This is a genomic window from Prosthecobacter sp. GW821-HT29F12 (assembly GCF_058803405.1).
The window spans coordinates 151,858-163,835 of sequence record NZ_CM179517.1; the positions used below are offsets into that span (position 1 = coordinate 151,858).

10 protein-coding genes are annotated in these 11,978 nt (G+C 62.3%); 3 read left to right on the forward strand and 7 right to left on the reverse strand.

The genetic code is table 11. From position 1 onward, the window contains the following. Positions 1 to 39: 39 nt before the first annotated feature. A complete protein-coding gene (gene dhaL, locus AC3RLQ_RS00555; RefSeq protein ID WP_493033341.1) occupies positions 40 to 675 on the forward strand; it encodes a dihydroxyacetone kinase subunit DhaL in 636 nt (211 codons plus the stop codon). Between the two features lie 274 nt (positions 676 to 949). Here dhaL and AC3RLQ_RS00560 read toward each other — a convergent pair whose 3' ends face one another. Both AC3RLQ_RS00560 and AC3RLQ_RS00565 read right to left on the reverse strand, forming a co-directional pair. Then, a complete protein-coding gene (locus AC3RLQ_RS00560; RefSeq protein ID WP_493033343.1) occupies positions 950 to 2,482 on the reverse strand; it encodes a thiamine pyrophosphate-binding protein in 1,533 nt (510 codons plus the stop codon). Further along, positions 2,479 to 3,498 (reverse strand): chorismate-binding protein, encoded by a 1,020-nt coding sequence (locus AC3RLQ_RS00565; RefSeq protein ID WP_493033345.1) that lies wholly within the window; start codon positions 3,496 to 3,498, stop codon positions 2,479 to 2,481. Before AC3RLQ_RS00565 ends, AC3RLQ_RS00560 begins: the two co-directional genes overlap by 4 nt. Before the next feature lie 101 nt (positions 3,499 to 3,599). Between AC3RLQ_RS00565 and AC3RLQ_RS00570 the strand changes: the two genes are divergently transcribed. Then, positions 3,600 to 5,129 (forward strand): SIS domain-containing protein, encoded by a 1,530-nt coding sequence (locus AC3RLQ_RS00570; RefSeq protein WP_493033347.1) that lies wholly within the window; start codon positions 3,600 to 3,602, stop codon positions 5,127 to 5,129. 34 nt (positions 5,130 to 5,163) lie between these two features. Beyond that, positions 5,164 to 6,615: a DUF1501 domain-containing protein gene (locus tag AC3RLQ_RS00575; RefSeq protein ID WP_493033349.1), complete on the forward strand. Its 1,452-nt coding sequence runs from the start codon at positions 5,164 to 5,166 to the stop codon at positions 6,613 to 6,615. 364 nt (positions 6,616 to 6,979) lie between these two features. Here the strand turns inward: AC3RLQ_RS00575 and AC3RLQ_RS00580 are convergent, their stop codons facing one another. The 5 genes from AC3RLQ_RS00580 to dapB form a co-directional block, all read right to left on the reverse strand. Further along, positions 6,980 to 8,209 (reverse strand): IS481 family transposase, encoded by a 1,230-nt coding sequence (locus tag AC3RLQ_RS00580; RefSeq protein WP_493033351.1) that lies wholly within the window; start codon positions 8,207 to 8,209, stop codon positions 6,980 to 6,982. Positions 8,210 to 8,388: 179 nt separating this feature from the next. Continuing rightward, on the reverse strand, positions 8,389 to 9,894 hold the full coding sequence (locus tag AC3RLQ_RS00585) for an NAD(P)H-hydrate dehydratase (RefSeq protein WP_493033353.1): 1,506 nt from the start codon (positions 9,892 to 9,894) through the stop codon (positions 8,389 to 8,391). Then, positions 9,891 to 10,649 carry a hypothetical protein gene (locus AC3RLQ_RS00590; RefSeq protein WP_493033355.1) on the reverse strand — a complete coding sequence of 253 codons (759 nt, stop codon included), beginning with the start codon at positions 10,647 to 10,649 and terminating at the stop codon, positions 9,891 to 9,893. The genes AC3RLQ_RS00585 and AC3RLQ_RS00590 overlap by 4 nt, the downstream gene beginning before the upstream one ends. 69 nt (positions 10,650 to 10,718) lie before the next feature. Then, the gene (gene folK, locus AC3RLQ_RS00595; RefSeq protein ID WP_493033357.1) at positions 10,719 to 11,183 is read right to left on the reverse strand and encodes a 2-amino-4-hydroxy-6-hydroxymethyldihydropteridine diphosphokinase; all 465 of its coding nucleotides are present in this window, start codon (positions 11,181 to 11,183) and stop codon (positions 10,719 to 10,721) included. A 53-nt stretch (positions 11,184 to 11,236) separates the two neighbouring features. Beyond that, on the reverse strand, positions 11,237 to 11,977 hold the full coding sequence (dapB, locus tag AC3RLQ_RS00600; protein ID WP_493033359.1) for a 4-hydroxy-tetrahydrodipicolinate reductase: 741 nt from the start codon (positions 11,975 to 11,977) through the stop codon (positions 11,237 to 11,239). Position 11,978 lies beyond the last annotated feature (1 nt).

Here is an 11,978-nt window from a genome sequence, read left to right on the forward strand (position 1 = left end):
ATTTGACTTCCCCGCCAGCGCGCCAACAATCGCGGTCCCATGCCCAAAGCCACCCTTTCCAAAGACGAAGTCAAAGCCATGCTCCTGCTCGCCTGCGAGCGTATCATCGCTGCCGAGCCGATGCTGTCCCAGGCCGACCGTGATCTCGGAGACGGGGATCATGGCATGGGCATGGAGCGCGGCATGCGTGCCGCCACGGAGAAGCTCAACGCCGGCGAAGTGGAAAGCATCGAGAAAGCCTTCTCCACCGTTGGCATGGCGATGATGAGCAGCATGGGCGGCGCCAGCGGTGCCATCTTTGGCACCTTCTTCCGCAATGGCGGCAAAGCCCTCAACGGCAAAGAATCCTTCGATGCCGCCGCACTGGCTGCTTTCCTCCAGGCCGGTGTGGATGGCGTGAAGCAGCGCGGTGGTGCCGCCATTGGCGACAAAACCTGCGTGGATGCCATGGAACCTGCCGCCACCAAGGCAGCCGAAGTCGCTGCTCAGTCCCTCCCAGAGGCCATCACCGCCGTGGCCGCCGCCGCCGAGGCGGGCAAAGAAGCCAGCAAAGCCATGGTGGCCAAGTTTGGCCGCGCCAAGACCCTCGGCGAGGCCTGCATCGGCTTCCCGGATGCTGGCGCCTGCTCCGTGGTGGTGATCATCACCGCCTTCCGCGACTACATCGTGGCTTAATTTGAGGAACGCTAAGCAAGCGCCCCGTCGTTTGCGAGTGCGCGACAGCCTTTTGGAGTGCGGTCGCGCAGATGCAAGGCGCAAGCCTGCATCGTAGCTACCGCTTTCGCGAGGCAGAGTGTGTGCTGCGGCCTCAGCCCGCCGTCCAGCCTGCGAAAGCGGCGTCGCGCCCAGGCTTGCCGCGCGCACTCCAAGACGCTTCGCGCTCGCGTGAGCGCAGGTGCTTGCAGATTGCTGAGGCCGTCTCCTTCGTCTCCTAGCGAAAAAGATTCATTCATCGTGGCCTGATCACCGGCTTCTGCCAGTCCTTCCAGAACGCTTCCGTGTGCAGCGGGTCGGGACGGATTTCGATCACCATCGGCATTGGCAGCAGGTCAGCGAGATCATTCGCATCATCGGTCTGGAGATACTCCATGCCCCACAATTGCGCCCAAGGCTCAAACCCCAGCGAGTGACGGTTTTCGATCACGTTGCGCGCGGTCTCAGGCAGGGCGCGCATGCTGGCCACGCGTGAGAAGATTTTGCCGCCGCCATTGTTGATCACCACGATGCGCAGCCGCGGATGCTCCATCTGGGCGATGACCCACGGCGCAGCGAGATCATACAGCGCGCTCAGATCCCCGAGGATCAGCCAGCATTCGCCGCCATGCACCGCGCTGGTGCCGAGAAAGGTCGAAACAAGTCCGTCGATGCCATTGGCTCCACGATTCGCAAAAAGCTCGATGCCCGGCTTCGTCGTCTGCAGCGCCAGATTGAATTCGCGAATCGGCAGGCTGTTGCCCAAAAACACCCGCGAACCTGCGGGAATAGCCTTCGCGATTTTGCTCACCCAGGCTGGCTCGGATTCCGGGAATTTTTCGAAATCAGGCTCAAAGCGCAGAATGCCGCAGGGCGGATCGACGCGGGTCAACTGCGTGCTGCGAATGTTCTCCCACGCCAGCGTTTCCACATTCTCCGTCCGCGCCAGTCCGCTGAAACCTGTGCGCGTGATGTTGGTGACCTTGATCTTCGGCAGATCCTCCAGATCCCGCCACCAGCGCCATGAAGGCACCGCCCCGATGCGCAGCACATGCGCCGGGCGTGCGGATTGCAGCGCCCGCTCACCACCGGGAATCAGCAGTGGCTGCAGCTCACGGAAGCCGTGCAGATTCGAGGTCGCTTCGGCGATGATCGGCGCACCGATCCGCACCAGCAAAGCGGCCGCCTCGGCGGCTTCACGCGGGTGCATCCCCGCTGCCAGCACCAGATCACACTGCAGAGCCCCGGGCGGCCCTTCTTCAGTGGGTGGCATCGGCTGAGCGGCGGAAAAATCAACGCCAGCCACGTTCGTCTCCAGCGGTTCATCCAGGCACACGTTGAGGTGCATCGGCCCGTCGGAGCAGTGGCCTTCGTGGGATTCATCCGTGACATCCCAGTCGCCCACGATGGTCGCATACACACCAAACAATCCTGCCTGCTCAATGGACTGCGGAGCCCCGCTGCCACGGTATCTTTTCGGGCGGTCCGCCGTCACCAGCACCAGCGGCAGATTTTGGTAATGCGCCTCGATCACGGCCGGCAGAAGCTCAGCCGCCGCAGTGCCTGAAGTTGTCACCACCGCCACCGGCTGGCGGTCGGCCATGATGCGGCCCAGCGCAAAGAAGGCCGCGCTGCGTTCCTCAAAGAAATTCCAGATCTTCACGCCGCTGCATGCCAGCAGGGCGGACACCAGGGGCGCATTGCGAGCACCGGCGGCGACACACACTTCACGCACCCCGAGGTAGGCGATGGTGTGCAGGGTTTGTTGAATGAGCTGGGTCTGCGTCATGATTGAAGTGCCAGCAGTCTCAGCACGGCCTCGCGTTTGAGGCGCAGTTCACGCCATTCATGGTCAAAGGCGCTGCCCCCCACGATGCCGCAGCCGGAGGGCAGGCTGATCTGATTCCCCTCCCAGCAGATGCCGCGAATGGAGACGACGATGTGCGTGGTGCCATCGGTTTCGGCAAAGCCAAACGGTGCGCCAAAAAATCCCGGCACCTTCAGCTGCTGACGGTACTCCCGCAGTTTCTCCATCGACTCCTCATCGCGCGGCAGGCAGCCCACCGCCGGTGTGGGGTGCAGCAGCGGCACCAGTTGCGCCGGATCAGCGGCGGCATTCAGTTGCACGCTAAGCTTGGTCTGAAAATGCACGAGACCGGAGGTCTGGCACAAGGTGCGCGGGTCACGGGTCACGGCCCCCAGCGCCTGCAACTGCTGCGTGAGGTAGCGCACCACGATCTCATGCTCCTCGATCTCCTTCACATCCGTCAAAAACGCGTCCTGATTGCCGGGCTTGGCCGTGCCCGCCAGCGCCATCGTTTCCAGTTGCTGCGCCTTCACCTTGAACAGCAGTTCGGGCGTGGCGCCGAGAAATCCGCCGCCCTCCTGGACATGGGCGTAGCCCCACATGTTCGCGGGAGCGTGCATGATCGCATCCAGCAGCCGTCTTGGGTCACCTGCGGTCAAAGTGCCGGATTCCGTGAGCACAGGCACCATTTTCTCCAGTCGCTTGGCCTGGACTTCACGCCGGATGCGGCGAAAGGCCATCTTGAACCATTCCGTGGCAGGTTTAGCCCATTGAATCTGAGGCTTTTGCGAGCCATTAAGGTGTATCTTCTCCCCGAGGTTGCCAGCGGTGATCTCATGCAGCCGTGCAGGCACTTTCCAGGGCTTGGGGTCTTTCAGGTCGAAGTCGTTGATATAGAAGGCTCCCCCCGCCGCCGGCGCGGTGGCCAGCGCGGTGAAGGGGCCTTCTCCCAGCCATGCTCGCCCATCGGGCAGCCTGAACAATGCGAATTCCATCATGCGATTTTGCATGCATAGTGTAACGCACTGTGCGGCGTGCAAGATGGGAAAGTGTCACATGTGAACATCCACGGGAGGCCGCCAGTCGAATCACTAGTGCCATGAATGCAGCCGACGAATTCCTCAAGGTCGCCACCGACTACCAGCTCGGGGCGCTTGATACGGAATCACAGCATCCCTTCACCACCTCCCTCTCCCTCATGGCGCGTGTGGATGTGGGGGAGGCGGTCAAACTCATGCATCAGGTGGATATCCACGCCTTGCGCCAGTTTGCCGCCAAATCCGCCCCGCTGGCGGACCTCGCCCGGGCCATCGCCGCCACCCTCGCCTCCGGTCACCGCGTCTTCCTCTGCGGCTGCGGCGCCACCGGGCGGCTGTCGCTGAGCATCGAGGTGTTCTGTCGCATGGGTGTCCTGCCCGTAACTGATCCGGAGCGCATCGTCGCTTTCATGGCAGGCGGGGATCTTGCCCTGATCAAGGCTATTGAAACCTTTGAGGATCATCCCGAATACGGCGCACGTCAGCTCGAAGAGCTGGGCTTCATCAATGGCGATCTGCTCATCGCCACCACCGAAGGCGGCGAGACGCCCTTTGTCATCGGCGCGACGGAACGCGCTGCAGAGCTGTCCACCAATCCTCCCTGGTTCCTCTACTGCAATCCGGACGAGCAGCTCGTCAAAGCCGCCGCGCGCTCCAAGCGCGTGATCGAAAATCCGGCCATCCACAAACTCAATCTCTCGGTGGGTGCCATGGCCGTCTCAGGCAGCACGCGCCTGCAGGCCAGCACCGTGCTCATGGCGGCCATCGGCTTTGCGTTCATGCACCAGCACGACCCTGAAAACGCCCCGGGGGAGGTGCTGCAACTGCTGCGTCACGTCGCGCACTGCGACGGCCAGTTCCTTGTGCCCTTCATCGAGCATGAGGCGGCGGTTTATGCGCGGGGTGACTATGTTTTCTACAGCAGCTCACGCTTTGGCATCACCGTCGTCACAGACACCACCGAGCGCGCCCCCACCTTCAGCCTCGTGCCCTTTGAAAAGCAGGATGATCCTGCCGCTCAGGCCTCATGGTCTCATTTCCTCATGCCGGAGCAGCCCGGCGCGCATGCCGCATGGCAGGCGCTGTTGCGCCGTGAGCCGCGCACCTTGGAATGGCCGGACGTGCGCCACGTCGCCGGTGCCGAGGTTCTGGCGTCCTATGACTTCTCCGCACAGCTCGCGGCCCGGCGCCGCATCCGCACTCATGACGCCGAGCATCTGCAGTTTCACATCGACGGCGGGGCAGGGGAGATGGTCTGGGAGTTCGATGGCCTTAAGCATCAAATCGATCTGACCGGCATCCACGAATTCCACGCGCACCTACTGCTGAAGCTCCTCATCAACATTCACTCCACCCTCGTCATGGGCCGTCTGGGCCGCTACCTCGACAACCTCATGACCTACGTGAAGCCCAGCAACAACAAGCTCATCGACCGCGCCGTCCGCTACGTCCGCCTCCTCGCCCAGCGCCGCACCGGTAAACTTCCGAGCTATGAAAAAGTGACACGCCTCCTGTTTGAAGAACGCGACAAACTCCAGCCCGGTGAACCCATCGTGCTGAAGACCTTGGCGGCGCTCGGGGTGACTGTTTGAAACATGGCTGTCAGCCGCTTCGTAAGTTCGCTAGATGATTTCTCAGGATGACAGCCAGCTCCGCGACCAGACCCGCCGCCATTTCTTCAGTCAGTGCGGCATGGGGATCGGCTCGGTCGCGCTCGCATCCCTGATGGCGGAGCGCGGACTGCATGCGGCCAGCGCTGCTGCGGCGGCAGGGCCGGGCGTGATGAAGCAGTCCAATGTCACGCCTCGCGCCAAGAACGTCATCTATCTCTTCATGGCCGGCGGCCCTTCACAGCTGGAGCTCTTTGATTACAAGCCGAAGCTCGTTGAGTTAAACGGCCAGCCGATTCCGCAGAGCTACATCGAGGGAAAGCGCTTTGCCTTCATGGGCACCAGCAACGGCTTCAAGCTCCTCGGCACCCGCCGCGAGTTCCAGCAGCGCGGCCAGAGCGGCGCCTGGGTCAGCGACATGCTGCCCTACATGCAGGGCGTGGTGGATGACATCAGCATCGTCACCACCTGCAAAACGGAGTTGTTCAATCACGCCCCGGCCAAGCTCTTCATGAACACCGGCAGCGGCCAGTTCGGACGCCCCTCCATGGGCTCCTGGGTCACCTACGGCATCGGCAGTGAATCGAGCGATCTGCCCGGCTTTGTCGTGCTGCAGAGCGGTCCTCGCGGTCCCCGTGGCGGTGCCGTGCTCTGGGGCAGCGGTTTCCTGCCCACCACCTATCAGGGCGTCCCGCTGCGTGGCACCGGAGAGCCCATCCTGAATCTCTCCACGCCCGCCAGCTACAGTGCCGCCAGCCAGCGCCGTGTCATCGACACCGCGCGAGAATTGAATCTCTCCCGCCTCGTTGAAACTGGTGACGACGAAATCCAAACCCGCATCAACGCCTACGAGATGGCCTGGCGCATGCAGAGCAGCGCCCCGGAGCTGATTGATCTCAAGGGCGAATCCAAGGCCACCCTCGATCTCTACGGCGTCGATCCTTCCCAGCCTTCCTTCGCGCGCAACTGCCTCCTCGCACGCCGCCTCGTCGAGCGCGGCACTCGCTTCGTGCAGCTCTACCACACCAGCTGGGACAACCACGGCGGCAAAGGTGAAACCCTCGAAGACGATTTCCCCAAAGTCGTCAAAGACGTCGATCAAGCCTGCGCCGCTCTCATTCGCGATCTCAAATCACGCGGCCTGCTGGAAGAAACACTGGTCGTCTGGGGCGGCGAGTTTGGCCGCACCCCCATGGGCGAAAACCGCGACAAGACCGGCCGCAATCACCACATCGACGCCTTCACCATGTGGTTCGCCGGTGGCGGTGTTAAGGCCGGTCAGACCCTCGGCAAGACCGACGAACTCGGCTTCGGCGTCGCCGAAGACCCCGCTCACGTGCATGATCTGCACGCCACGATTCTTCATCTCCTAGGCCTCGAGCACGAAAAGCTCACCTTCAAATTCCAAGGCCGCGACTTCCGCCTCACCGATGTGCACGGCAAAGTCCTGCACAAGCTGCTGGCTTAAAGCGTTTTGAATAATGATGGGGCAGGTAAATCCAGGGCGGCCAAAGCGGGACTCCCTCTCCCCGCCCCTGACATACGGCGACAACGAAGCTTTTTCTTCGGGGAGAGGGTTGGGGTGAGGGGACGACACGTGCCTTTTGACAGGGTGGGATGCCCCTCACCCTACCTCTCCCCCAAGGACAAGTTGGGCAAGTGTGCACTCGGGCACAAGGGTTACATTTTCTCCCAAGCACATAGGTGACACTTTTTTATGGCTGGGGCGGCTCATCCAAGCGCATGCAGCACCTTGTTTTTGTGAGCCTGCGCGCAGGGTGGCTTTCCGAGCGAGGCCTCAGCCGAGCCGGGAAGACGCCCGTAGCGCAGGCTCACAAAACACCGCTCCTCCCATCCTCGGCTTCACGTGGCTTGGCACCAGCCTGTTTTGGCAGATTTTTATGCCCTTTGACCTTCATGGTGCGCTCATCAAAAACGCCCAGCTCAAGTTCTTGGAACCACACTGCCCAGCGCCCGTCTCCCACCGGCTCCAGCCCCACATCTTCGCCGCTGAGCACCTGTGTGAGATGCACCTCATGGCCGCTCCACTTGATCGTGCCTCCTGGCTTCACTTTGCGCCGGTGCCACTCCTCAGGGAACTCCCGCGCATCAGGCAGTCGCTGAGGATACTCAAGGCTCGATGGCCTGTAGTGTTCCGCAGGTGTGGTCTGGCCCAGCGCCTCGTGCGGGCGCTCGTGGTTGTACTCGCGGCGGAACTCGTCAAAGCAGCGCTGCTGCGCCTTGAGCGTTCGTGCTGGCGGTGATGCGGTGTGCTGTTCCAGCGTGCGATGAAAGCGCTCGTGCCGTCCGTTTTGCTGCGGCTTGCCCGGCTCGATGCGCTCCAACCTGATGCCCAGCCGCAACCACCACACGCTCAGTGCGCTGAGCCCGCCGAGCGTGCGGCTGGCAAAGGGCGGCCCGTTGTCCGAGCGTATCGCGCACGGCATCCCATGCTCCCGGAACGCGCTGATCATGATGGGCTGCACCAGCGGCCCTCCGGTCTTGCTGCCCAGGCACTGGCAGCGCAGAAGGTAACGGCTGCTGGCATCGGTGAGCGTCAGTGGACTGCACTTGCTGCCATCGCCCGTGCGGAACCATCCCTTGAAGTCCACGCACCACACCTCGTTGGGTGCACGTGCATGCCCCAGCGGCTGGCTGCTGGGCACTGCGCTGGCATGCGCACGTCGCTTGATCGAATTGGACAGCCCATGCCTGCGCAAGATGTCGCTGACCGTGCTCTCCGCAGGATGCGGCCCCGCTTCAGACTCGCGCTGCAGCCGTGCCAGAAGCTTTGGCGCGCCCCAGTGTGGCCAGCGAGCCTTGAGCCGCAGGATATGCTCGACGACCTCCAACTCCGTGGCGTTGGGATGGTGATGCGGTGCGCTGGATCGCTCCTGCAATCCCTCCGCTCCTGCCTGCTCGTAGCGAGCGATCCACTTGTAGACGGACTTGCGGCTCACGCCGTATCGCCGGGCCAGCTCCGCTGGCCCATAGCCGCCGCTCAAATACTCGCCGATCATCTTCAACCGTTCCTTCATCTCGTTTGTTTGGTTCCAGGGCATCAGTCACCCTGTCACCCATGTCCCCGGGAGAAAGTGTCACCAACGTGCCCGGAACATACCCAAGTGCCCCCATCAGCGGCGGGGAGAGGGGATCAGCTTTGTGGCCGCACAATGTTATGTGCTAAAGGGCGGTAACATAATTTACAGCGCTCGAAAACGGCACGCACCAGGCCACTTCCTCAGAAACGCCCTTCCTTCAGATCCAGCAGCGCACCACCCAGATGCGCGGTGACATCGCTCGCGCCCACAGACTCCATGGCCGTGCGCTCCTGAATGACAAACCTCTCCGCAGCACGACCGCACACCCACGCCCCCAGACCCGCTGCCTGATGCAGCGTGAGATGCTGCGCGGCAAAGGTGGCGCATACGCCGGATAAAACATCCCCCATGCCACCGCTGGCCATGCCGGCGTGGCCCGTCGTGTTGAACAAGGTCGGCTTGCCATGCGTGGCGATCACGGTGCGCGTGCCTTTGAGCAGCAGCGTGCGTCCCGGTGCGGTTTCCGTGAGCGATTCAACGAGCATGCGGCGGCTCATGCCATGCCAGCCGGGGAAATTCCGCAGCAGGCGGTCCATTTCACCGGGATGCGGCGTCATGAGGCGCGGCAGCCTGCCAGTTTCATCAAGCACTGTGGGATGCTGTGCCAGCATCGTCAGCGCATCGGCGTCCACGATGGTGGGAACCTTCGCCCGCTTGAGCACTTCGAGGACTTCCTTGTCATGGGCAAACCCCAGCCCCGGTCCGATGGCCAGCGCATTGAAGTTCATGTCCAGCACATCACGATAATCGTCGATCGGCTTCACCATCACCTCCGCAGGCAGACGGTGAACAATGAGCGGGTACAACTCCTCCTTCACCAGCAGCGTGACGAGTCCCGCGCCAGCGCGAATGGTGCCACGGCAGGCCAGCTCCGCAGCCCCAAGAAATCCCGGCGAGCCAGCCAGGATGCCGATGCGCCCCGCATCTCCTTTGTGCATGTCATTGGCACGGCGCGGTAGCCAGGAGCGCAGCATCTGCGGCGTCAGCACTTCGGCCTGTGCATCTCCATCCGTCTGCGACAAATCAGGCAGCGGCACCAGCGCGATGCGTCCCACGTAATGATCAGCGCCATCTTCCAGCAGCCCCGCTTTGATCTGCGCCACCACGGCGGTCACATCCGCTTCTACCGCGTCCTCGCAGGCATCACCATGATCGCCGTCGAGACCGGAGGGAATATCCATCGCAATCGTCAGCGAATGCCGCTGCGTGCGCAGCGTGTTCATTTCACGGGCCAGCACCTGCAGCTCCGGCTTCATCGGCCCCTGGGCTCCGATGCCGAGCAGCCCATCCAGACTCACGATCGGTCCGGCTGGAAAATCAAACGTCGAGGCATCGTCCAGAATGCGGACCAGACTGCCCAACACGGCCAGATGCGTGCGCGGCAGCGGCTTCATCGCCGTGGGCTCCCCACTCAGCCTTGCATACAACCGCCAGCCGTCAGCGACCAGTTCACGTGCTGCTACGAGCGCATCACCCGCGTTGTTCCCTTTGCCGAGATACAGCACCAGCGATCCCGCGCGCGGCGCAAACTGACGCACCACATTCGCGATGCCACATCCCGCCTCCTCCATCAATGCCGCCGCACTCACGCCGCGTGCAAAGGCGGCCTCTTCGCATTGCTGCATCTGGCGGCACGTGACGATCATGGGATTTCCGCTGCTTCCAGCAGCATGCCTTTGAGTTGATGGGCCGACTGCACCGTTTCCTGGGTTGTTTTGGTGGCAGGCAGCGAAAGGACGCGCGTGCCTTTGGCCGTCGTGTCCAAGGCTTTGGAGATGCCTTCAATAGCTGCCACTTCGGGCCCGCCGAGCACCAGCAGATGCATCAGGCGTTCACCATCGCGCTGCAGTCCATCCTTTAGCTGCTTCAGCGCTTCCGGCGTGTCGGGGATGAAGGCAAAGCGCAATGAGCGCACCACTTTTTCACCCGTCAGTTCATGCGCGACAGACAAGGATTCGGCGATGGCTTGCACCGTGCTTTCCTGCTGCTCCGCCGGGCCACCGTAGAGTGCCAGGACCATCACGATTTCCAGCGGTCGTTTGATTCCTGTCAGTTCGGCATCAATGACCGACTTCTCGTTGCCAAAGCGCCCGCGCCGTACCGTGTAGCCCATGTTCTCAGCGCCCATCGTGGACTCTAGATAGCCCGGGATGCTCAGGTCCCGGTCCGCTTTGCCCAAAGCCGTGCGCACGATCCCCGCATACCGTTCGATCCCTTCCGGGCTGATCTGCCGCCGCAGCGCCAGCGCATACTTGAAGGAACGATCCGCCGCCTGGTCCTTCTTCCACTGCCAGATGCCAAAGGAAGCAATCCCCAGCAGAATCGTGCCGACCGGCAGCATGACGAGGGCAAAACGAATCCAGCGTCCAGGATCAGCAGAGGTGGGTTGGGCTTCAGTCATGGGAGCTCACTCCATAGCAAGATTCCGCTTCTTGCCACGCAGAATCCGCGAAGCAGGGCAAAGCCGGTATCACTCCAAACCCGCCAAAAGTTCGGCCACCGACACCTTCTGCCCCGGCAGCACCAGCTCAGGCCGGATGTCTGCCAGAGGCTCCAGCACAAAGCGCCGCAGGTGCATGCGCGGGTGCGGCAGCGTGAGCACGGGATCATCGCTCACCACATCATCCGCATACAGCAGATCCAAATCGAGCGTGCGCGGCGAGTTACGCTCTCGTTGCTCCGGCCGCCCCAGCGCCTGCTCGATGGCCTTGAGGTGAGTATGCAGCTCATGCGGCAGGCAGTCGGCGGAGACTTCAATGACGGTATTCAAAAATGCCTGCGTCCCCGGCGCACAATCCACCGGCTCCGTCTCATACACCCGCGCACTCGCATTGAGCCGGATGCCTGGAACACGTGCCATCAGCAGCTCAATGCCACGCCGCATATTCTCAGCACGATCACCAAGATTGGAGCCAAGGGCGATACCGAAGTTCATGGTTTGAAGTTCTTAGCGATGGCTTGGAAAACAACCGTTCAGCCACCGCAAACTCAGCCCTTCAATCCCAGCACATCCTGCATGTCATACAGCCCCGCCGGCTTGCCCGCAAGCCATTGGGCCGCACGGACGGAACCCGTGGCAAAGGTGTCACGGCTGCTGGCTTTGTGCGTGAGTTCAACGCGTTCGCCCACATTGGCAAAGATCACCGTGTGATCGCCCACGACATCGCCGCCACGAATGGCGTGTACGCCGATTTCCTTCGGCGTGCGGGCTCCCACATCGCCAAAGCGGCCATGCTTGCAGTCCTTGTCATACTCCAGGCCACGCACATCCGCGAGGATCTCGACCAGCGTGCGTGCCGTGCCGCTGGGGGAGTCCTTCTTCATGCGGTGATGCATCTCCACGACTTCGAGATCGAAGTCCGGGCCCAGCAGTTCGGTGGCTTTCCGCGTCAGCCAGAACAAGGTGTTCACGCCGATGCTGTAATTCGAGGCGAAGACGATCGGCAGCGCCTTGGACGCTTCACGAATGTGAGCCAGCTCCTCATTGGTGTGGCCGGTGGTGCCGATCACGAGGCTCTTCCCTTGCTTGAGACATTCGCCCAGCAGTTCATCGCAGAAAGTGTGGGAGGAGAAGTCGATCACGATGTCCGCTTTCGCGAGCGCCGGGGTCAATGCATCGCCCACGTCAACGGTGGAGGCGACGGTGACGTTTTGAGCCTCGGCGGCACGGATGATGGCCTGGCCCATGCGGCCTTTGCTGCCGGTGATGAGAAGTTTGATGTCGGACATA